The 21,838-nt window shown below is 42.1% G+C and carries 17 protein-coding genes, 2 tRNA genes and 1 pseudogene; 6 read left to right on the forward strand and 14 right to left on the reverse strand.

The genetic code is table 11. The annotated features are described in order from the left end of the window. Positions 1–53 precede the first annotated feature (53 nt). The 7 genes from JMX82_RS03435 to JMX82_RS03465 all read right to left on the reverse strand — a co-directional run bounded on the left by JMX82_RS03435 (position 54) and on the right by JMX82_RS03465 (position 6,540). On the reverse strand, positions 54–728 hold the full coding sequence (locus tag JMX82_RS03435) for a 50S ribosomal protein L25/general stress protein Ctc (RefSeq protein ID WP_045443278.1): 675 nt from the start codon (positions 726–728) through the stop codon (positions 54–56). Positions 729–1,151: 423 nt separating this feature from the next. Continuing rightward, entirely contained in the window at positions 1,152–2,099 is a 948-nt protein-coding gene (locus JMX82_RS03440; protein WP_045452669.1) for a ribose-phosphate pyrophosphokinase, read from the reverse strand. Positions 2,100–2,209: 110 nt separating this feature from the next. Beyond that, a tRNA-Gln gene (locus tag JMX82_RS03445) sits at positions 2,210–2,285 on the reverse strand. Between the two features lie 244 nt (positions 2,286–2,529). Then, positions 2,530–2,605, reverse strand: a tRNA-Gln gene (locus JMX82_RS03450). Positions 2,606–2,772: 167 nt separating this feature from the next. Next, positions 2,773–3,735, reverse strand: coding sequence for a 4-(cytidine 5'-diphospho)-2-C-methyl-D-erythritol kinase (ispE, locus tag JMX82_RS03455; RefSeq protein ID WP_201539479.1), 963 nt, complete (start codon positions 3,733–3,735; stop codon positions 2,773–2,775). A gap of 66 nt (positions 3,736–3,801) precedes the next feature. Beyond that, entirely contained in the window at positions 3,802–4,434 is a 633-nt protein-coding gene (gene lolB / locus JMX82_RS03460) for a lipoprotein insertase outer membrane protein LolB (RefSeq protein WP_201539480.1), read from the reverse strand. A 156-nt stretch (positions 4,435–4,590) separates the two neighbouring features. Beyond that, positions 4,591–6,540, reverse strand: a complete 1,950-nt coding sequence (locus JMX82_RS03465) for a tetratricopeptide repeat protein (protein WP_201539481.1) — start codon at positions 6,538–6,540, stop codon at positions 4,591–4,593. Between the two features lie 551 nt (positions 6,541–7,091). On the opposite strand from JMX82_RS03465, the gene hemA reads away from it, so the two are divergent. The 4 genes from hemA to JMX82_RS03485 all read left to right on the forward strand — a co-directional run bounded on the left by hemA (position 7,092) and on the right by JMX82_RS03485 (position 11,363). After that, a complete protein-coding gene (gene hemA, locus JMX82_RS03470) occupies positions 7,092–8,447 on the forward strand; it encodes a glutamyl-tRNA reductase (protein ID WP_201539482.1) in 1,356 nt (451 codons plus the stop codon). A 665-nt stretch (positions 8,448–9,112) separates the two neighbouring features. After that, positions 9,113–10,246 (forward strand): aminotransferase class V-fold PLP-dependent enzyme, encoded by a 1,134-nt coding sequence (locus JMX82_RS03475; RefSeq protein WP_201539483.1) that lies wholly within the window; start codon positions 9,113–9,115, stop codon positions 10,244–10,246. Positions 10,247–10,407: 161 nt separating this feature from the next. Then, positions 10,408–10,845 carry a YeeE/YedE family protein gene (locus JMX82_RS03480; protein ID WP_201539484.1) on the forward strand — a complete coding sequence of 146 codons (438 nt, stop codon included), beginning with the start codon at positions 10,408–10,410 and terminating at the stop codon, positions 10,843–10,845. Between the two features lie 98 nt (positions 10,846–10,943). Beyond that, a complete protein-coding gene (locus tag JMX82_RS03485; RefSeq protein WP_201539485.1) occupies positions 10,944–11,363 on the forward strand; it encodes a DUF6691 family protein in 420 nt (139 codons plus the stop codon). A 127-nt stretch (positions 11,364–11,490) separates the two neighbouring features. Here JMX82_RS03485 and JMX82_RS03490 read toward each other — a convergent pair whose 3' ends face one another. Next, positions 11,491–13,155, reverse strand: a complete 1,665-nt coding sequence (locus JMX82_RS03490; RefSeq protein WP_201539486.1) for an AMP-binding protein — start codon at positions 13,153–13,155, stop codon at positions 11,491–11,493. Positions 13,156–13,588: 433 nt separating this feature from the next. On the opposite strand from JMX82_RS03490, the gene JMX82_RS03495 reads away from it, so the two are divergent. Then, entirely contained in the window at positions 13,589–15,724 is a 2,136-nt protein-coding gene (locus JMX82_RS03495) for an NADPH-dependent 2,4-dienoyl-CoA reductase (RefSeq protein WP_201539487.1), read from the forward strand. Between the two features lie 137 nt (positions 15,725–15,861). Here JMX82_RS03495 and JMX82_RS03500 read toward each other — a convergent pair whose 3' ends face one another. Continuing rightward, positions 15,862–16,617, reverse strand: coding sequence for a lysozyme inhibitor LprI family protein (locus JMX82_RS03500; protein WP_201539503.1), 756 nt, complete (start codon positions 16,615–16,617; stop codon positions 15,862–15,864). Between the two features lie 149 nt (positions 16,618–16,766). Between JMX82_RS03500 and JMX82_RS03505 the strand changes: the two genes are divergently transcribed. Beyond that, positions 16,767–17,969 carry a serine hydrolase domain-containing protein gene (locus JMX82_RS03505; RefSeq protein WP_201539488.1) on the forward strand — a complete coding sequence of 401 codons (1,203 nt, stop codon included), beginning with the start codon at positions 16,767–16,769 and terminating at the stop codon, positions 17,967–17,969. A 72-nt stretch (positions 17,970–18,041) separates the two neighbouring features. On the opposite strand, the gene JMX82_RS03510 is transcribed toward JMX82_RS03505, so the two are convergent. From JMX82_RS03510 to JMX82_RS03530, 5 genes and pseudogenes are all read right to left on the reverse strand, one after another. After that, positions 18,042–18,944 (reverse strand): tetratricopeptide repeat protein, encoded by a 903-nt coding sequence (locus tag JMX82_RS03510; protein ID WP_201539489.1) that lies wholly within the window; start codon positions 18,942–18,944, stop codon positions 18,042–18,044. Between the two features lie 30 nt (positions 18,945–18,974). Next, positions 18,975–19,544: a hypothetical protein gene (locus JMX82_RS03515; protein ID WP_201539490.1), complete on the reverse strand. Its 570-nt coding sequence runs from the start codon at positions 19,542–19,544 to the stop codon at positions 18,975–18,977. Positions 19,545–19,834: 290 nt separating this feature from the next. Beyond that, on the reverse strand, positions 19,835–20,305 hold the full coding sequence (locus tag JMX82_RS03520) for a hypothetical protein (RefSeq protein WP_201539491.1): 471 nt from the start codon (positions 20,303–20,305) through the stop codon (positions 19,835–19,837). 156 nt (positions 20,306–20,461) lie between these two features. After that, positions 20,462–20,791 (reverse strand): annotated as a pseudogene (locus tag JMX82_RS03525) (PAAR domain-containing protein); the annotation flags it as partial. Between the two features lie 118 nt (positions 20,792–20,909). Continuing rightward, the gene (locus JMX82_RS03530) at positions 20,910–21,596 is read right to left on the reverse strand and encodes a hypothetical protein (protein WP_201539492.1); all 687 of its coding nucleotides are present in this window, start codon (positions 21,594–21,596) and stop codon (positions 20,910–20,912) included. Positions 21,597–21,838 lie beyond the last annotated feature (242 nt).

The following is a 21,838-nucleotide window of genomic DNA, read 5'->3' on the forward strand; positions in this document are numbered from 1 at the left end:
CCTTGTATTACATAGCAGACGCTAGGTTGCGTGCTCTATGTAACCGTGGTTTATTATTCGCCGTCTTTGTCTTCAGTGCCTTGCTCAGTAGCAGGTACGTCAGCAGCATCAACTTCTTCAGCGTCTGCGTCAACTTCTTCAACCGTTGGTGGCTGCATGTTAACGATAGTACGGTCGTGAGCATCTTCCATGTCAAGATCAAAGATGATAACGCCTTCAGGTAGTTTGATGTCTGATAGACGGAATAGATCACCGATTTCCATGCCTGATACGTCAATTTCTAGGTATTCAGGTAATTGTGATGGTAGGCAAACGATTTCGATATCAGATACTAGCGTTGATAGAACACCACCAGCTTTAGTACCAGGCGCTTCTTCACGACCAGCAAAATGGACAGGAACGTTCATATTGATTTTCTGACCTTTCACAACGCGCTGGAAATCAGCATGCATTGGGAAGCCTTTAGCTGGATGGCGTTGCAAGTCTTTGATAACCGCTTGATGCTCTACGCCATCAACATTGATTGTCAAAATGTGTGAGAAGAACGCTTCGAATTCAAGTGACTTTACTAGCTCGTTGATCTTGATTGAGATAGACGTTGGCTCTTCGTTACCACCATAGATGATAGCAGGAACTAGATTCTGCTTACGTAGGCGGCGGCTCGCACCTTTACCTTGTTGTTCAGCAGAACGATCAACAGCGTTTAGTTCAAAATGATTAATGCTCATGGATATAATCCTATAAAAAGAATGATGAAGTGTCTGGTCATAAAAAAGTGGATTTGCGACCAATCCACTAATACGTGATGATAGCTAACATTTATGACTGCTAATAAAATTCACAATTGCTAAATGTAGCCATTTGCTCATCATAACGATTTTTTTGGATAGTCATTATCATGACAATCGTTACTTTTGGGCATGATCAGCACTTTTGAGAATGCCAACCTAATTAAATCGAACAAATGGTTGGCACAGGCGCGCATTATACGTGATTTTGTAGTAATAATAAAGACCTACGCAAAATGACTGTGCAACACCAATAGGCAAAAAAAGCGTCAAGTAAAGATACTTGACGCTTTTTTTTAAACTTAAGCAGTGTTTTATAACGAGCATTGCCAACAGAAAGTAGAGAGAGTGCTCATTAAAAATCTAAGCGTCAAACATGGCGCTGATAGATTCTTCGTTATTGATACGGCGTAAGCTTTCAGCAAGCATCGGTGCGATACTCACTTGGCGGATTTTGCTACAGGCTTTTGCCGCTTCAGACAATGGAATCGTATCGGTAACAACGACTTCGTCTAGCGCAGATTCACTGATATTTTGTAACGCGTTGCCTGATAGGACAGGGTGCGTAATATAAGCCAATACGCGACGTGCACCGTTTGCTTTCAATGCTTCAGCTGCTTTACATAGCGTACCTGCGGTATCAACCATATCATCAACGATGACGCAATCACGGTCACGGACATCGCCGATGATGTGCATGACTTGCGACTCATTGGCACGGGCACGGCGTTTATCGATAATCGCCATGTCAGTATCGCCCAACTGTTTAGCCATAGCACGCGCACGCACCACGCCACCGACGTCAGGAGAGACAACCATGATGTTGTCGTAATCTTGTTTTTGTAGGTCGTTAAGCAATACAGGCGTGCCGTAGATATTGTCTACAGGAATGTCAAAAAAGCCTTGAATCTGATCTGAGTGCAAATCAACCGTCATCACGCGATCGATACTCACGATGTTTAGCATGTCAGCGACGACTTTAGCAGAGATAGGCACGCGAGCTGAACGAGGGCGACGGTCTTGACGGGCATAACCAAAATAAGGCATGACTGCTGTGATGCGACCCGCACTAGAGCGACGCAGCGCATCGGCCATCATCATGATTTCCATCAAATTGTCATTGGTTGGTGCACAGGTTGGCTGCATGATAAACACGTCTTTACCGCGCACGTGTTCTTTGATTTCTACGGCGATTTCGCCATCAGAAAAACGCGTGATATCAGCTTTACCAAGAGGTATATGGAGATGATCGGCTACGGTTTTTGCTAATTCAGGGTGGGCATTACCCGTAAAAATCGCCAAATAAGGCATGACAGAAGTCCTATTGATTGACTCAAGCAGCGACCGCTAAGCAGTGTCAAACTGCTCAAATTCAGAAAAGAGTGGTGAAAAGTTTTGATGACTACTATTACAGTAAAAAATGGCAGGGGTAGCTGGACTCGAACCAACGGATGTCAGGATCAAAACCTGATGCCTTACCAACTTGGCTATACCCCTGTAATGTCTAGGCTGTGTACGTCGATATCTAATAGCAACTTTTAATAAAAGTCATTGTTAGAATAGCGTCACGACCTGTTCGCTATATTATAAACGGATAAACCATTTAAAATATAACTGTTCCCTAGCGGTGTCCATTGCGAACTATACCGAAACTGGGATAACGTTGTCAATGTCAATAAGATAAGCGGCTATTTATAAACCACCTATGATCATTGCATATCAAACGCTTCGTACTAAAAAATGGCAGGGGTAGCTGGACTCGAACCAACGGATGTCAGGATCAAAACCTGATGCCTTACCAACTTGGCTATACCCCTATTGAGGCGACCTATTATAATTAAATTTTCAGAATTTGCAAGTGATTTGCGTCTTTTTATGGCTTTTATTGAAAAATAGGTCAAAAACAAACCGAATATTGGGTCAATAAAATGCTTCAAGCTGTATCTATAATCATTTTATCTTCGCACTACAGCTCAAATCTAATTCATAGATTACGAACTAAATATGCAGAACAAGGCGCCTCTTCAATCCACTTTGCTAAAAGTGCTTTGTCAGTAGCCACGCTTGCATCCAAAGGTAAAAACACTGCGCTACCAGAGCCTGTCATTCGTGCTGTGCCGAGTGCTTGCGCCTCCAACCCTTGCAAGTAACGTAATGCTGCGCTGACGGCAGGAGCAAGACTGGTCACCACTGGCGTAAAGACATTTTGATAGGGCGTGGTCAGAGTTTGTACATAGTCGGCTTGTTTATTTTTAATTGTCTCAACCGATAGCACAGCGATATCACGTTGTAATTTAGGATGCGCGAACAGCTGGGCAGTATTAACGTGAGTATTGGGCGTCAATACTAAATACTGCTGGTCGGGCAACTTGATTGCGGTTAACTGCTCTCCAATACCCATCGCAATCGCATCTTGCCCAAAGATAAAAATCGGCACATCTGCGCCAATAGTGGCAGCAATTTTTATAAGCGTATCTTGATCAAAATTAAGCTGCCAAATTTCATTAAGTGTCATCAATGTCGTTGCGGCATTGGATGAGCCGCCACCCAAGCCTGCACCCATCGGCAAATGCTTATCTAAAGCGATATGCACTTGTGCTAACTGCTCAGGTAGAGTGTTTGACTGTATGGCAGCCGCTAGCAATACACGCGCTGCTTTAAAAATTAAGTTGTCTTCTATATCGGCAGTTATAGTCTCTGCACCAGCCAATATTAGAAGTTGATGATAGAGCTTATTGGCATCTAGTTCACTATCTACTGTAAAAATTACGGCTTCATCTATGACTGAGAAATGCAAATAATCTCCCCAATCAAGCAGGCGAAACACGGTTTGCAAATTATGATAACCATCAGCACGCTTACCTATGATATGCAAAAACAGATTAATCTTTGCCGGTGATAAGCGGGTGATGGTGGAAGTAGGCGTAGCGGCTAGGTTTTTAATCATAAGTTTCAGTCATAAGCGGCTATAGTAATCAATAATCAGCAATTTTCATCGTATTTACGTGACTAATCAATGATTGATCGTCATTACTACCTTATTGCCTTGTGGCAGCACGGCACTGATTTTATTTGGTAACTTGTCGGACCCTTTATAGGTGAAGCTTGCGGTCCATTCACCATTGACTGAGCTGATTAAACGATTCTGATCATCGAGCTGTGGTGCGCTATCGGAAGGCGCTGGGCGACCAGATATCCAATAGGGCATTTGTGAAATAGGCGCTTGCCACCCAGTAGCTTTTTTGAGCAAAGTCTCAGGATCATCAGCAGTTAAGGTACCTGTTTTTTCGCTGACTAAAGTGGCGGTTTGACCATTATACTCGATGTTGGTTTTACCAATACCGAGCGCGCCGATCAGCTCAATGGCAAAGCGATCATTCTGCTGCCCCCATGCATAGAACGCACTACCACCTTGAGTGCCTGTGGTGTCATTGGCGGGCATCGTCACACCAATTTTGCCAGTGATATTAAAGTTCTCAAGCTTTTGCGGTGGCTCAGCGTTTTGACCTTGTAAAGTCGTGCTGGGTTGGTTGGTAGCGTTGGCTGTTTTTAGTGATTGACAACCAGACGTGATGACGAGCGCGGTTGTCACGGCAGCGAATAGCACCAATTTATTAGGCTTATTAGCATGGACCAATACTGACATGATGTTTCCTCAAAGATAGACAAATTTACGAAATCATTGTTTCGAAAAGAGGTTAGCTTAATGGTTGTATGTTACTCAGTTATGCGTGGCTGTTAGTATCTTATGAGTGCCTTGTAATCATAGCATGCAACGATTTATCCACTATAAAACGGCGGGTCAGTAAAGTTGTATACGGTCATTGATATTGTGTTGCCCAAATGAGAAGCGCTGCTGCAAGTCTGCGAGTAACGCCTCGACTTTTTCATTATTGCCTAAACCTTGATAAGCGCGTAGCAGTAAGCTGCCAGAGCGCAAGGTAGGAAACACATCGTAAGGGGTTTGCAGGTAGTCGATGACTTGTTGATAGTTTTCATTGGCCAATGCATTGCCAGCCAGCACATTCAGCGCTTGCAAGTGCAGCTCATTGTCATAACGTGGGTCATCATAGCGAATTTGAATGATGGCGGTGGCCAATGCCAATCCTTGTTCAGAGCTGCGTTCATTGGCTAGCAATAGCTGCGCATAACTGAGCTGGTAGGAGAGGTTGGTTGGGTCAAGTGCTTGCAGGTGATTGAGCAAGGTGCGCTTAACGATATAGTCGTCTTTGTCGTCAAGGAGCTGGGCGCGTGCAAACAAGAGCATTTCATTATCAGGATATTTGCGAGCAGCTTTGGTTAGTAGGCGCAGGGCTTCTTCGGACTCATTTTGCTGCCATAAAATATCAGCTTGCAGCACAAAGGTATCTGGCGCAAAGACGTTAAAGTCTTTACGCAGTTTTTCTAAAGTAGCAATCGTCGCATCTACATCGCCGTTAAGCAATTCAAAAGCCACTACTTTTCTACGAGCCTCTAATACTAAGTCTTCTTGCATGACACCGTTGAGATAGTATTTGGCTTGGTCAAAGCGCTGCTGACGCTCGGCACTGATGCCAAGGTAATAATAAGCTTGATCGAGGTAAGCGGGGTTTTTTGCGAGCATGTTGAGTAGCTCATCGGCACTGTTATATTCTTCGATGTCTAAGCTCACCAATGCAGCCAACAAAGTAATCTCGGCATCATCCGCAAAGCGACTATGGGCATCCAGCAATAATTGCCACGCTTCTTGGCTTTGCTTTAGGTCAAGCAAGTAGCGAATCTCGTACAGATAGAGACTTTTACTATCGGGGTTACGCAGGCGTGCTTGGCTCACATAATTGACGACGGTTTCAGCCGTGACGATTTTGCGCAGTATGTCAGCCTTTAGCGTAATAAAAGGTACATAGTCAGGCTGGCGTTCTAGCGCACGATTGATATGGACAATGGCAATCTCAGGCTCGTTAAATTGGTAAAGTAACCCTGCTTTCAATACCGACAATGAGGCATTCTGCTCGCTATCTAGTGGTTGCAAAGCGGCAAGTAATTCACGTTTGTCTTCATCATTGTTTGGATAGATACCGATAAGGATTTCGCTTAAGTCCGCTCGAGGATCATAAAGCAAAATACGATTTAAGGTTTCACCAGCTAACAGATAATCGTGTGCTCGCAGGGCCAAATGCGCCACATAAAACCAAGCAGGCACGTGATCCGGATTTTGGTCTTGCCATGACTTGGCAAATTGTAACGATTTCTCAACCCTTTCGGTGCGTAAAGAAAGGCTGAGTGCTCTTTCAAATACGGCAGTTGCATCTTCTTTAAATGCTTGCTGCTTATAGATAGTAATCGCTCGTTGTCTATCACCGCGATCTGCTGCGAATTCTGCATCAAGCAGCGCATACAGGCTAGGCTCTTTGAGCTCAGGTTGCCATAAGGTAGTTGGTGCTAACCCATTAATATTGGCGACATTTTCTATTGGTTGTGTGTTGGTAGGAGAAATTTCTGGTAGCGTTGAGCGGCTATTATCAATGCCGTCGCTACTGACGGCCTTGTCATTCTTATCAGCAATGGATATTTTGGGTACATGGGCTTCGAGCGAGATATCAGGATGACTGGCATGAACGGAAGACGATCCTAAGCATAGGCAAAAGGCCAACGACAAGGTTAGCTTATAACGCTGGCACAGACGTTCGATAACCGCATGCAATAGAGCACGCAGATTAGATTGGTCGTCATGCGCAAGTTGTGATCGAAATAATGACCCAAAAAAAATCATAGATAACCGTATTCGCCCATTGTTCATCTATATCGATAAGACAATTTTATTTTAATCATTTCAAAATAACTATTGGTAACGAGTACCCATGCCTGACATTATAAAAGCAGACTGATGGGATAAACAATAGTGCCCGTGTTACTCCGTTATTAATAGCAGCCGCTCTACCAAATCTTTGCTAACAAAGTAGGATTGGCTGATAACCTGTATCAACGGGGTCTTTCATTGGTTGTAAATCTTAGCCTAAATATTGTGAAAATATAACAAGTTAACGTCAAGTAAGCGAATGATTTCTATCCATTTCTATAAGCGCTCGTTAAAACATAGATATTGGTTTTAACAATCGTATCGGTAGTTGATTTGTTACTCATGTGCCCAGATACAAGCAAATAGCTATCATCGATAGCTGAGTGTTAATTAAAGCTGGCAATAATGATATAATAAGCGGCTTTTAGAGTCTTCCTTTCAGCGCTGTCGTCTACAACTGTCTTTTAAAAATAATGAGATAGCGTGGGCTGGCAGGTGAGCGTCATGTTTATGGTCTATCAATAATGAGATTAGTGGTCATTGGGGTCAATCACAAAACTGCACCAGTCGCTCTGAGAGAGCGCTTGGCGCTTGTGGGTGACGATGTGAATATCGCTCTCAAACAATTAGAGGCCTTTACTGATGGCAGTGTGATTGTTTCTACTTGCAATCGTACTGAAATCTATGCGCTCGTGCCGCAGCTAGCAGAGCCGCAAGATGTCCCCTCTATGTCTGCTAATGGCGCGGCCGGTGCTCAGACATCTTCGGCGGCTATTAGTGCTCATATCTTAAAAATTAAAGCATGGCTTGCTGACTTTAAGCAGTTGTCACTGTCTGAGATTGATCCCTATCTTTATGTGCACCGTGATACTCACGCGCTGACTCATTGGCTTAGGGTCGCCGCAGGGCTTGACTCTATGATATTGGGTGAGCCGCAGATACTCGGTCAAATCAAGCGCTCAGTACAGCTCGCGCAAGAACAAAAAGCCCTGAGTAATCAGCTTGGCTGGATTATCGATCAAGTATTTGCTGCCGCCAAACGCGTACGTAATGAGACCCAAGTGGGTGCTCAAGCGGTATCGCTTAGCTATGCGGCCGCCAAATTAGTGACGCAAATATTCGATGATTTGCCCAGTCGCACATTGCTGGTGGTCGCGGCAGGCGAGATGAACCGTTTGGTTGCTACCCACATTGCTGGGCTTGGTGTAGGTCGCGTGATTATTTGCAACCGCAATCCTGAGCGCGCTGAAGCGCTGGCAGTGGAGCTGCGCCGCGCAGGTCACTTGGTAGAAGTCAGACCTTTGCAAGAGTTACCACAAGTTTTAGCAGAAGCCGATATCGTTAGTAGCTGTAGCGGTAGTATGGATGTGTTGATCGATAAAACCATGACTTTGCGGGCGCTGAAACATCGTCGTTATCAGCCTATGTTGATGATTGACTTAGCCGTACCGCGTGATATTGACTCGACCATTAGTCGTATTGATGATGTTTATCTCTACTCTGTCGATGATCTACAACACGTGATCGCTGGCAATATCGAACAGCGTAGACAAGCGGCAGTTGATGCGGAATTGCTCGTTAGCCAATTAGTCGTTGAGATGGATCGCAGCTTTCAAGTGCGCCAAGTCGGTAAAGACATTCAGCAGTATCGCGCGCATACGCAGGATCAAGTAGATAAACTCCTGCATGAATCCATTACCAAGCTACAACAGGATAATGCCAGTCCTGAAGATATTATCATTGAGCTGTCACGCCGCCTGACGCAGACGCTAACCCACGCACCATCGAAGCTCATGCGCAAGGCTGCCCGTGAAGGGGATAGTGAGTTGCTAGACTTTGTGGTGTCTGGGCTGCAAGAGGCTCATCGCGGACGTCGATAGTTATTATTGACTGATCAAAAAAACGTAAGTGGCGCAAACCTTATTATTGCGCAAACATATCGTTGTCAACCTGCATTATCAGTGCTAATATCAAGCTGTTATGAGTATATTAAGTGATGATAATCTTTTGTTATACGCGAGCGGTTATTCTCCAAAACCTTAGTGTATATGTTCTCGCTTGATGCCTATTCATCTCATCAGTTGTTAGTGACCATTATTAGCCTACCACCGCGTAGCCCCTATAGTGGCGCACCTGTTCTGTACGACTTTGTCTAAAATCAATAAAAACACGTCGTGCAAAACACAATCACCAACGGCAATAGCGCTAGGATAAAGTGCTATATCGTCAACCCTGCGTCATGCTCTCGACTATTACCCCATATTAATATTCAGTTAATACTACCCATAGTAGTATCTAGCTGCTATGCAATCTAGCGACTATGCTATTGGTCAGCAATGCTATTTGACAGCCATATTATTTAACAAAGACGTTATTTGACAACCATGTTATCTAATAGAAGCATTATCTGGCTAAGTTGGCGAACAGTAGGTTTCTAGATTGGTTAGCGTTATTAAGGCAGGTTGGTTTAAGAGAGTATCTGGATTTTGCTATAGCCAATGCTTGAGAAAAATTAAACTATCTAACTATAAACTAGGAGCTTCCTATGACTGCATTACGTCAAGATATTGATCCAAACGGCTTATTAGAATACTCAGTGGTCTATACTGACCGCGCCTTAAACCACATGTCAAAAGTCTTTCAGCAAGTGATGAATGACTTATCTAGCGACCTAAAATCCGTGTATAACGCCGAAGCAGTGGTCATTGTACCCGGTGCTGGTACTTATGGAATGGAAGCCGTTGCACGCCAATTGGCTAATGATGAAGATTGTCTCATTATTCGTAACGGTTGGTTTAGCTATCGCTGGACGCAAATTTTAGAAAAAGGCAAAATCGCCAAGTCGTCTACGGTATTGACGGCACACCGTGAAGAGGGTGAGTCACCAAAACCATTTGCCCCCGTTGATATCGATGAAGCCGTTGCTAAAATTAAAGCAGAGAAACCAGCAGTAGTCTTTGCGCCGCACGTCGAAACCTCATCGGGTATTATTTTATCATCAGACTATATCAAAGCGCTAAGCGCGGCTGTACATAGCGTTGGCGGTTTATTGGTCATTGATTGTATCGCTTCAGGTTGTGTGTGGTTGGACATGAAAGACTTGGGTATTGATGTTCTCATCAGCGCCCCGCAAAAAGGGTGGAGTAGCACTCCGTGTGCAGGCTTAGTCATGCTAAGCGCTGCGGCAATCGAAAAAGTAGACAATACAGAATCAGATAGCTTTAGCTTAGACTTAAAGCAGTGGTTAAATGTCATGCGTGCCTATGAAAATGGCGGTCACGCTTATCATGCCACTATGCCAACCGATAGCTTACGTCAATTCCGCGATACTATTTTAGAGTCAAAAGAGATTGGCTTTGATAAATTGTGTGATGCGCAGTGGCAATTGGGCAACCGTATTCGTGAAGTATTAGCCGCTAGAGGCATTGAAAGCGTTGCGGCAAAAGGTTTTGAAGCGCCAGGCGTTGTGGTTGTTTATACCGATCGCGATGATATGCATAAAGGCAGTGCGTTTGCCGAAACAGGCATGCAAATCGCTGCTGGTGTACCGTTAAAAGTTGGTGAGCCGGATAACTTTAAAACGTTCCGCTTAGGTTTATTTGGTCTAGATAAATTGACTGATGTAGACGGAGCGGTACAGCGTTTTGAAACTGCACTTGATGAAGTATTGGCAAAATAATATCTTTATCTCGTAAGATGTTCTTTAAGTAAAAAGAATACTGAGCCCTTGTAACGAGGGTTCAGTATTTTTTTACCTATTTATTATATTTTATAATATAATGTATTTATATAAAACGACATCCAAAACTGTTTTGATAAAAATTGGCTTAGGTAAATATTATGAGTATACAAATAGATTGGCAGGCCTTTACGCCAATTTCCTTGGTAGGCGGTCTGATGCTAGGCGTTGCAACGGTCATCTTGCTATTGGGCATTGGTCGTATTGCGGGTATTAGTGGTATTTTCTCAAGTCTTCTTAAACCCAAGCGCGTCGAGATGTGGCAGGTGTTATTCATACTTGGTCTTGTTATCTCGCCATTACTTTATGGTCTGGTAAAACCGTTGCCCGATATAGAGATTAGTAGCTCTTTGCCACTGCTTATTGGGGCAGGATTACTGGTTGGTTTTGGGACACGTTTGGGTTCAGGTTGCACCAGTGGACATGGTATCTGCGGTAATGCGCGACTGTCACCACGATCGATGGCGGCGACGGTGACCTTTATGTTATTTGGTATTGTGACCGTTTACATTGTTCGTCATGCCTTGGGTTTGATTTAAAAATCACGTAGACAGTACGTTGCGAAGATAGCGATGACTATTGTTTATATCGGATAGTTATAACCGCTTGGATTAACACATTAGGTGCGAGAAAAAACATGCTAAAAAATATAATTGGATTACTGGCAGGGTTATTATTTGGCTTTGGACTGCTGATATCAGGCATGACCGATCCTGTTAAAGTACAGGGCTTTTTGGACGTCTTTGGTGCATGGGATATTTCTCTAGCACTGGTGATGGGCGGCGGTCTAATGGTAGCGATAGTCGGTGTACAATTGGCTAAGCGTCAACAGACCAGCTGGATTGGGTCATCAATTGAGATGCCAACCAAAACCACTATTAATAAAAAATTGTTAATCGGCGCGATGCTATTTGGTATCGGTTGGGGTTTGGTTGGTATTTGCCCAGGACCCGGTATTGTGCTGCTTGGTACAGGACAGTGGCAGGCTTATGTCTTTATCCCTGCGATGATAGTCGGGATGTTGGTGTATCAGTGGCTAGAACCTAAGCTTAATTAACATTGGTTTGGTTTTTTTAGCGCAATAAAAGGGTCAGTCTAATTCAATTAGGCTGACCCTTTTTTATCAATGATGCTTCATTAATATTAACGATACTTCCGTATTATTAAGGCTTAATGATAAAGTCTTACTTGGCGCTAGCCGTTACTTTTGGCGTTTCGTGTGCTAATGATTTAGCCGCTTGACGCAGCTCAAATTTCTGCACTTTACCGGTGCTGGTTTTTGGAATTTCAGCAAAGATAATATATTTGGGCACTTTAAAACCCGCCAAATGCTGCTTGCAATGTTCCATCACATGGTCGCGCTGCAAGGTGCTGCCTTCATGAATCTCGATAAAGGCGACAGGTACTTCGCCCCATTTATCATGCGGCGCGGCGACGACCGCACAGCTTTGGATTTCTGGCATTTTATATAAGACGTTTTCGACTTCGATACTAGAGATGTTTTCGCCACCTGAAATGATGATGTCTTTAAGCCTGTCCATGATTTTGATATAGCCGTCAGGGTATTTGACACCCAAATCACCAGTACGGAACCAACCATCAGCAAAGGCTTCTTCGGTGGCTTTACGGCTTTTTAGATAACCTTTCATCACCATATTGCCGCGTAGTGCCAGCTCGCCCATTTCTTCGCCATCCGCGGCAACTGGCTCTGTAGTGCCTTGTTTAAACAGCTCAAAGCCAGTCATCAAATGTGACGTTACGCCCTGACGTGATTTCTTTTGTGCACGAGCAGCGATATCCAGCTCATCCCATTCTGCTTGTTCCGCGCAGACGGTGACCGGACCATAGACTTCGGTAAGACCGTAAACGTGCGAGATATGAAAGCCCATGGCTTCCATGGCGGCGAGCATGGTTTCAGACGGCGGCGCACCAGCGACCCAGCCTTTTACTTCATGATTGATGGCGTCTTTATATTCTGGTTTGCCGCCAGCAATCATATTGTGTACCACAGGCGCTGAGCAATAATGACTGACTTTATATTTGGCAATCAGCTGCAAAATCAAATCAGCGTCAATCTTGCGCAAGCAGACATTGATGCCCGCACGTTCGGCAATCGTCCACGGAAAGCACCAACCATTACAGTGAAATAATGGCAGCGTCCATAGATACATGGGGTGCTTGGGCATATCCCAATCTAAAATATTGGAGACGGCGTTAAGCGTCGCACCGCGATGATGATAGACCACGCCTTTTGGCTTACCCGTCGTGCCAGAGGTATAGTTGAGGGCGATAGCATCCCATTCATCGAGTGGCTTTTCCCAATTATCCAAATTGTCTGAGCTGGCGATTAATGCTTCGTAGCTCATTTGCCCAAAACGTTCAGTATCGAGCGCCGCATCTGTCGCATGAATCACGATTAGGTTAGGGAAGGCTTCATCGATAATTTCAGCATGTTCAGCAAACTCGCTGTCTAGAATCAACACTTTGGCTTCTGAGTGTTGCAGACAAAAGGTAAGGGCGTTGATGTCGAGGCGGGTGTTCAGTGTACAAAGTACGCCACCTGACATCGGTACACCAAAAGCGCATTCGATCATCGCTGGGGTGTTTGGCATCATGACTGCAACTGTGTCGTTTTTATCGATGCCTAATTTGCGTAGCCCATCCGCCAATTGACGACAACGATCGTAAGTCTGTTGCCACGTTTGGGTGAGGTTATTGTGTTCTAAATCGTCATAAATAATGGCAGTTTTATCGGGATAGACCTGAGCACTACGGATAATAAAGTCGATAGGGGTAAGCGGTTGATGATTGGCAGCATTTTTGCCGAGACCGGTATGGAAGTCTGTCATGGGGATAGTCCTTTATCTTGCTGTTATAATTCGGTGAATACGCTACAAACTTGCTATAAAGTTGGCTTCGCTATTTATCACAATTTGATAAGTTATTAATATTTTTGCTGACCTTCCTTGTAGCAACTCGCCGATAGGTGACTCACGGTAAATATTTGTTCGTCCATTATAGACAATGCTCTGTGAAAAGCGAGTATGTTTTTAGTGCTTGCTTATATTGGATCGCATGATCAATTAGTCTAATGCACATAGTGTTCACTCATCAGTCGCTTGTCTGCATAGCTGATGATAATGACGGTGTGTTACGATACCAGTGATGTTAAATCCTATCGCTTAACTATTTCTAAAAGCCTCATTTTTAAAAATCTTAACTTTTAAAAAGCCCAACCAGCTTTAACAAGCATTTCCACAAACCATTCATAAGGAAAATGATATGTCCGCCAGCCGCACTGCCAATACCATCGAAACTGCTAGCACCAATGAACACTACCCACATTTATTTGAGCCATTAGACTTGGGCTTTACCACGCTTAAAAACCGTATGGTCATGGGCTCAATGCACACAGGGCTTGAAGACCGTTTTTATAATTACGGCAAACTAGCGGCGTATTTTGCAGAGCGTGCCAAAGGCGGCGTGGCGATGATGATTACGGGCGGTATTTCGCCCAATCGCGAAGGGTGGTTACTCCCTGCTGGTGGTACCATGAATAGCAAAGCGGACGTGATTAACCATCAACGCGTGACCCGTGCGGCGCATAAATATGACAGCAAAATCATCATGCAGATTTTGCACAGTGGTCGCTATGGTTATCATCCATTTGTCGTGTCATCAAGCCCGATTAAATCGCCAATCTCACCCTTTAAGCCGCGTAAGATGAGTATTAAAAACATCGAACAAACGGTAAAAGATTATGCCCGTTCAGCTAAACTTGCCAAGCAAGCGGGTTATGACGGTGTGGAAATCATGGGCTCAGAAGGCTATTTGCTCAACCAGTTTTTATCGCGCCACGTCAATAAGCGTACTGATGAGTATGGTGGTGACATTCAAAATCGTATGAAGTTTGCCGTCGATGTGGTCAAAGCAGTTCGTGAAGCAACGGGTGAGGATTTTATTATTCTTTTCCGCTTATCAGTGATTGACTTGGTTCAAGACGGCAACGTTATGGATGAAGTTATCACCGTCGCCAAAGCGCTAGAAGAAGCAGGCGTGACCATCATGAATACGGGCATTGGCTGGCATGAAGCACGCGTACCGACGATTGTCACTAGCGTACCGCGTGCAGCTTTTGTTGATTTCACTGCTGAGATTAAAAAGCACATCACTATCCCAATGATGGCCGCCAACCGTATCAATATGCCAGACACTGCTGAGGGAATCGTGGCTAGTGGTCAGGCGGATATGATTCAAATGGCGCGTCCGTTCTTAGCCGATGCCCATTGGGTCAATAAAGCCAAAGATGGTCAAGCCGATCGCATTAATACCTGTATCGCCTGTAACCAAGCTTGTCTCGATCATACCTTTGAAAACAAACGCTCGACTTGTCTGGTCAATCCACAAGCGTGTTATGAGACGGAACTGGTTTATAAGAAAACCAAGAAACCTAAAAAAGTGGCCGTCATCGGTGGCGGTGTTGCTGGTATGTCAGCGGCGCACGTTGCAGCTTTGCGTGGTCATGAGGTCACGTTATTTGAGGCAAAAGATATCTTAGGTGGACAGTTTAACTACGCCAAAGTTATCCCTGGTAAAGAAGAGTTCTTTGAAACCATTCGCTATTATATTAATGAGCTTGAGCACTTAGGTGTTGAGATTAAACTCAATACCAAAGTCGATAAAACCATGCTTGAGAAAGCTAAATTCCACCATGTCATCGTCGCAACGGGTGTTGTCCCTAGAAGCCTAGCTGGCAAACTGGAAGGCGCGGATTTGCCACAAGTAATGAGCTATGCTGAATTACTCTCTGGCGAGAAATCAGTTGGTGACACCGTCGCTGTCATCGGTGCTGGCGGTATTGGCTTTGACGTCAGTGAATATCTGACCGCCAAACATGGTCAGCCGCTTGATGAGCTAGGTCCTGAACTTTTAAAAGATCCAAGCTATCGTCCAAAAGCGCAGTCTATCGAAGAGTGGCGTGAAGAGTGGGGCGTGACTAATGATACCAATTATCAAACTGAGGGAGGTCTGATTAAGCCTGAAGCTATTAAACCTATCCGCCAAGTGTACTTGATGCAGCGTACTAAAGGTCGATTGGGCAGTGGGCTGAATAAAACCTCGGGTTGGGTACATCGTGCCCATGTCAAATCACACGGCGTCATCCAAGTATCAGGTGCTCAGTACGATAAGATCACTAATGAAGGCATTTGGATCACCAATAACCAAGGTCAAAGCCAGTTGCTACGTGTCGATAGCGTTGTGGTCTGTGCCGGTCAAGAGTCTGTGGTTGAGCTGATGCCAAATGTTGGTGATGCGCCTGACGCGCAATATCACCTAATCGGTGGTGCAAAACTTGCTGCTGAGCTGGATGCTAAGCGTGCTATAAGAGATGGTGCTGAGGTTGCGGCAGCGATTTAGGGTTTAGTTCAGAAGTAATGAGAGCGGCAAGATAGATTATCTTGCCGCTTTTTTTGGTTTGGTAGATTTAGTTTCTTGTAATAGAGCTTCAGTTCAGCATAATATTGCTTCAGGCAATATTAAGACACTCGGCTCACTTACTGATGTTCTAATATAATACTGTCAAAATAGCCGCGCACTCCACAACGCCCTGAGCTAAATTGATAATCAACGTCTCTTAATAGTAACTGATTCTTACCTTTATAAGGTGCAGGATATAACCTTAGCCTAACTTCTTTATCTTGGCTATTATCATAAATCACCCAGTGATTTTGTGACCATGTTGCAATGCTTCCTTCAATCTCACAGGTGTGTAAATTATTAAAAATCAGGATGCTTTCAATTACAGAGATATGAGGTTTATTATCAACCTTATTAATCGATAAAGTATTCGTTGCATCTTGAAAAGTATTGTTGCGTTTGCCGTCTACGTTATATACTGAAATCTGGAAGTTTTTAGAGAATTCTCCAAACGCATTTTTATCAGGTAAATCAGAAGAATCTAAATCATCGTTCCAGTCAGAACCTGTCTTTTCTCCGATATGTTCTTCATACTCACGTATAAGGCATTTGGTATCTTTACAAGTATTCCGTTGAAAATTTAACCATAATTTCTGATCTATAATTGCATTATTTTTATATACTTCGCTGTCTTCGTCATTAGCTGCGTTATTGAGATCTTTTATATATTTTTTTGCCATCGCTTCATCAAGCTTGGATAGCTCAGGACTTTTACAAATAGTTTTTTCTACCCAAGTAGAAGCTTTATTACAATCAAAACTGGCTGAGTTTGCATAAGTGGATAAGAGGTAAATGCCTAAAGTACTGATTGTAGTTAAGGTTAATTTTTTCATATTATTCTCCATAAGCTTGAATATAGCAGTTACTTTATAATAAACATAAGTTTATTTTAACTTTCAGTAATTCATATCTATGCTACGCTAAACCTATCAGCGATACTCAATCGTACGCACCAATCACGCCATAAAAAAAGGATTTTATAATGGTAGTGTTAAAAACCCTGTTTAAATGGATATTTTTACCTATTTTAGCGTTATCAATTCTTATTAGTTTAGGTTTAGTGGTGACGGGCAATGCTTATATCTTTCGCGGTCTGCAACTCACTTATCTTAAAGGTGAAAATACCGCTAATATCGATGATTATATCGATTTTGATAATCGGACTATTGCTGCCAAAGACCCTATCGCTTGGGAAGAAGATGCCAACTTTGAGCACGTTAGTCTGACGCCTACCTTACAAAATGCCTTAGATACCGATGAGACTGTCGCCTTTGCTATTATCAAGGACGGCAAGCTGGTGTACGAAAACTACTGGCAAGGCTATGGTAGCGACTCGCACACCAATAGCTTTTCGATGGCAAAAACCATCACAACTATGTTATATCTAAAAGCGGTAGAAGACGGTTATATCGGTAGTATCGATGAGCCGATTAGCAACTGGCTACCAGAATACGCTGAAAACAAGTATGCGCAAAACTGCACTCTCGCAGATTTATCAGCGATGACCTCGGGTTATGATTGGACCGAGGACTATTATTTTCCGATCAATCCGACTGCTGAATCCTATTATGGTCATGACTTGGTCAAGCAAATGGTCAATCGAGATTTTGTACAAGAATGCGGCGGTCGGTTTGAATACTCCTCAGGCGATACGCAAATGCTTGGCATTGCATTATCACGGGCGCTCGCAGAGCATGGCTATACTATCTCTAGCTATTTAGAAGAGAAGTTTTGGCAACCACTTGGAATGCAAGGTGACGGCTATTGGTCACTTGATGGTTCAAAAAATATTGAGAAGGTTTATTGCTGTTTAAATGCCAGTGCATTGGACTTTGCAAAATTTGGGCAATTGCTATTGAATGGTGGCGAATGGCAAGGTGAGCAACTGCTTAGCAAAGCGCACGTTGATTTTATGATTACGCCCAATGCCGCAGCATTTGCAGAAGCGCAAGCGCAAGTTTACGGACATTCGGTGTGGACGGATATGGACAGTCCGATTCCATTTTACGCCATGCTTGGTCACTTAGGTCAGCGGGTATTGGTGCTGCCAGAAGAGAACGCGATTATCGTTAGGCTAGGTAAACAAAAAGGCTTACCCACTCCAGTAGAAGGTTTTCATTTAGAGCCAGATTTGGGTCAGTATGTGACTGAAGTGAAGACGATGTTGGATAGTTTGGCGGAGTGATGGAATTGTTAAACATTTCACACATTAGTGGCTGTATGAGCCAAAAATTACTGGCTCATACAGCCGTCATTATCATTGGCTCATGTTTTCAATATCACCCAATGTGAGACCAGTTTCTTGGATGCTATAAATAACGATACCTTCATCGTCGATTTTACCATTCATGACCAATCTACCAATGCGATTGCTGGCTTCTTGATTGCCTTGATCAGCTGCTTTTTTGTACCATTCAAAAGCTATGTCATAGTCTTGCGACACGCCATAGCCGTTTTCGTAGAGACCACCAATATTAAGTTGTGCCACATCTAACCCTTGGTCAGCCGCTTTGGTATACCACTCAAAAGCTTTGTCATAGTCTTGTGTCACACCATAACCGTATTCGTAAAAATTACCAATATTGTTTTGAGCATCAAAAGATCCATTATCAGCAGCTAATACATACCACTCCATTGCTTTTTGGTAATCTTGCTCAACACCACTACCTTCATAATACATAATGCCTATACGATATTGAGCATCAGAATCTCCTTGATTAGCAGATTTTTGAAACCATTCAAATTTTTTGAAATCATCTTGCTTAACAGCAATACCTTCGTGGTACATAACACCTAAATCAAATTGAGCATCAGAATCTCCTTGGTTAGCAGCTTGCTTAACCCATTCAAATGCTTTTTGATAATTTTGATCTACGCCTAAACCTTCATAATACATAATACCTAGATAATGTTTAGCAGGGGCATAGCCTTGATTGGCAGCTTTTTCAAATAGTTCAAAAGCTTTGTTATCATCTTCAGGAACTGAGTTGCCTTCATAGTAGGCAAGGCCAAGATCATAGGTCTCAGCAGGAGTGCTTTGATTTGATAGTACTGGTGCGTTTGATGATTCAGCTGAACAAGCGGAAACGATTAATATATTTGATAATAAAGTAGCTAATAGTAAAGACTGAATGAGAGTAGTATTTTTTCTTTGATGCATTGAATATCCTTTTTTTAATTGTTATAACTATTAATTATCCAATTCTATAGCACTAGGATTGTCATATTTTTTTTCATTTAAGTCATAGCAAGGTAAACTATAGTCATATAGTAAGTCTACTAAAGTACGTGCTTCAAAAGATTCATATTCATAATCATTTTGCATGTCGGTCATATACATGAAAATGGTAGCTTTATCTTTGCATAGAATGCGAACACGTTTATCTGTTTTATCAGATCTACTTGAGGTCTTAGCTATATAATCGTTTTTGTCAATTTTATCAGTCATATCTATCCAGCCTTCCTTGAGAAGAAAGCTATGTAAATGTAACAGTTTATTCTTATCAAACTCGGGACTGACATACCAAGCAGTGAACCAAACTTCTCGATTAATGTAATCATATTCACTGTTGTTGAAGTTAATAAAATTGGCGATATCATTTAATTGAGATATTAACCAACTTTCCTTCGCAACTAATTCTTGTTGATATATTTCTAGCTCTTTATCTGGTTCTAAGTCTACAGTCCATATAAATAAAATAATAACGAAAGCAATAAGTGAAATATCAGATAACTTATATTTTTTACCTCTTATTTTCACTGATTATTTTCCTACATACTCAATAATATTTTTCAAAACTAGGTTATTTAATGCGCTTTAAATATTCTAAGTAGTTAACTAATTGTTCTCTATATTTCTCATCCGATTTAAATTTTGGAGATTCAATCCACTTATTACGATTATGAATAATTGATTCTAAGGTAAAGTCCTCATAACCAGACTCCGCTTCACAACAAGGACATATTTCATATAATGGGAATTCACCGTCAAGACCCCATGGCAAGAAATCCTCATCACAGTAACCGCATATTTTACAACTGTGTAACTCTCTATTGAGCATGAAAATATTCCAAATTAGTTGAGTAGGGATGTGTGGAAGCATCAGGCTTAAAAATTGTTCGAGGTGCACCATCTTTCGTTTTGACGGCAAATGTGTTTGTTTTCGGATTATATAAAACCGTATCACCATTCTTTCTTGTTTTATTTAAAGTTCCACGCGGAGGGTCACTGACAAACTCTTGAGCATGACGATAGTAGTCATTTTGAGATTTTAGCTCAGGAAATTCTTTGCTATGTTTACTCCAATGCTCTGCTAGGTTTGTATTAGGAGATCTTTTCTTAGTAGAAGTCCAGTCGAAACCTTTTTCAGAGTCTCTGTAGATATTGTTATTACTTACCGCTCGTTTTCGAATCACGTACTGCCCAGCTTTGACTCCAGTCTTAACAGATACCGCACCTAAACCCATTGGAAATGTCATAATGTCAAAAACTAATCCCGCCTCATCTCTAATTTTTTGCATACCTTCATAAAACTTCTTGGGATCACCATTAACATCGATCCATAGTGAATTAGCACGTTCCTGATAAATCAGCTCTTCACGTGTACCTGCTCCTGCCCAAAGCCCACCATCTTGTAATGCCTTTTTAGTGGATACATCAACCCAGATTCCCAGTTCTTAATCAGACATTTCAGTTTCAGAATTTTTGTCATCGGAAGCTGCAAAGTTAGAAAATAAGCTCTCTGAATCCGACTTTGCAGACTGCAATGGTTCAATATTGCCCACATCAAAACCCGACTCTGAAAACGCTTGTTGACTAGCAATTAGTTTTGAGCCGCAGCTGGTTATATCACCTACACGAGCAACAGGCGCACCATCTACTATATAGGATGGGTCACCAGTGATAATAGTGACAACCTTTTTGCATTTCTTGCAGACGACTTTGTCTCCCTGACGAGCGATAGGAATACCATAATGAGTGGTTTGCGGAGAGCCAGTGATGACCGTACCGCCATCGGTAAAGCCTTATATTCAAAGCCAGATTTGGGGTAGATGTATCCCTGATATTTAAGCTATTCTGGGCGCTATGTATCATTGAGTATAAAACCACAGAACCATCTATCGTTTATTTTCTAATGTAGCGACCATAACGTTTTGGTTTTATCGAATCAAATGTATTAAATGTTAAGTTAGTAATACATCGACTATTATTTTCTTTCTCTAAATCACTGATTATTTTTAAAGGTTTTGAGTTGTTGCTTTGATTTGAGGAGGAGCTGTAGCCTCTTATGTGATCTTTTATGCCAACAATCACTAACCTATTGGTAAGAAAAACTTTTCCTATATCGTTCTTTTTATCTAAAACCCGGTAGTATGATTGAAAGTGACTGTTATAAGATATTTTATAATCAGACATTAATTCATTATAGTCAGAACTATTAAAGCAGATAGGCTCTTTAAGATATATGATTAGTAAATTACTATTTTGAGGGTCCCCTTTTACTTTAATATTCCTTATATAAGGATGTTTATTTTTAACGCTTTCAATTTCATAAAACCTATTATTAGTATACTTGATAAATTTGAAGTTATTACCGTAGAAGTTCTCAACTTGATGAGTTGAATAGGGATGGTTATTTGAAAAATAGTCAATTGTGCTAAAAAACATTCGTTTTTCTTTATTTAAGCTATCAGTATTTATATGGGCTTCATTGTTTATAGTAATAGATGAGTGGGCAGTTGTGCAATAAAAGGTTATTGTACTTAATAGTAAAATATTTCTAATGATTTTTTTTGTTTTTTTGTTAGTCACAAGTGTCAACCTATATTTTTTAATAAACCACTACTATTTTTAAAAATGTTTTTTACTGTAGTAAATAATATTTTTAAAAATTCAATAGCAGCTCATTTAAATTGCCTTCGTTCTCATATTCATCATAACGGTTACCATAAAAGTCGTTATATTTTTCACCTGTAGTATAGTCAGTTCAAAACAAAAGTGTTATGTCTAGGACAAACATCATAAAATAATTTGGATAAGTCATTTTCCATCCA

This window comes from Psychrobacter sp. 1044 (genome assembly GCF_904846525.1).
Taxonomy (GTDB): domain Bacteria; phylum Pseudomonadota; class Gammaproteobacteria; order Pseudomonadales; family Moraxellaceae; genus Psychrobacter.

What these genes read in the sequence shown, in the direction of transcription:
- JMX82_RS03435 (WP_045443278.1), bottom strand. Translation starts at nt 728, where the DNA reads ATGAGCATTAATCATTTTGAACTAAACGCTGTTGATCGTTCTGCTGAA.
- JMX82_RS03440 (WP_045452669.1), bottom strand. Translation starts at nt 2,099, where the DNA reads ATGCCTTATTTGGCGATTTTTACGGGTAATGCCCACCCTGAATTAGCA.
- ispE (WP_201539479.1), bottom strand. Translation starts at nt 3,735, where the DNA reads ATGATTAAAAACCTAGCCGCTACGCCTACTTCCACCATCACCCGCTTA.
- lolB (WP_201539480.1), bottom strand. Translation starts at nt 4,434, where the DNA reads ATGTCAGTATTGGTCCATGCTAATAAGCCTAATAAATTGGTGCTATTC.
- JMX82_RS03465 (WP_201539481.1), bottom strand. Translation starts at nt 6,540, where the DNA reads ATGATTTTTTTTGGGTCATTATTTCGATCACAACTTGCGCATGACGAC.
- hemA (WP_201539482.1), top strand. Translation starts at nt 7,092, where the DNA reads ATGAGATTAGTGGTCATTGGGGTCAATCACAAAACTGCACCAGTCGCT.
- JMX82_RS03475 (WP_201539483.1), top strand. Translation starts at nt 9,113, where the DNA reads ATGACTGCATTACGTCAAGATATTGATCCAAACGGCTTATTAGAATAC.
- JMX82_RS03480 (WP_201539484.1), top strand. Translation starts at nt 10,408, where the DNA reads ATGAGTATACAAATAGATTGGCAGGCCTTTACGCCAATTTCCTTGGTA.
- JMX82_RS03485 (WP_201539485.1), top strand. Translation starts at nt 10,944, where the DNA reads ATGCTAAAAAATATAATTGGATTACTGGCAGGGTTATTATTTGGCTTT.
- JMX82_RS03490 (WP_201539486.1), bottom strand. Translation starts at nt 13,155, where the DNA reads ATGACAGACTTCCATACCGGTCTCGGCAAAAATGCTGCCAATCATCAA.
- JMX82_RS03495 (WP_201539487.1), top strand. Translation starts at nt 13,589, where the DNA reads ATGTCCGCCAGCCGCACTGCCAATACCATCGAAACTGCTAGCACCAAT.
- JMX82_RS03500 (WP_201539503.1), bottom strand. Translation starts at nt 16,617, where the DNA reads ATGAAAAAATTAACCTTAACTACAATCAGTACTTTAGGCATTTACCTC.
- JMX82_RS03505 (WP_201539488.1), top strand. Translation starts at nt 16,767, where the DNA reads ATGGTAGTGTTAAAAACCCTGTTTAAATGGATATTTTTACCTATTTTA.
- JMX82_RS03510 (WP_201539489.1), bottom strand. Translation starts at nt 18,944, where the DNA reads ATGCATCAAAGAAAAAATACTACTCTCATTCAGTCTTTACTATTAGCT.
- JMX82_RS03520 (WP_201539491.1), bottom strand. Translation starts at nt 20,305, where the DNA reads ATGCAAAAAATTAGAGATGAGGCGGGATTAGTTTTTGACATTATGACA.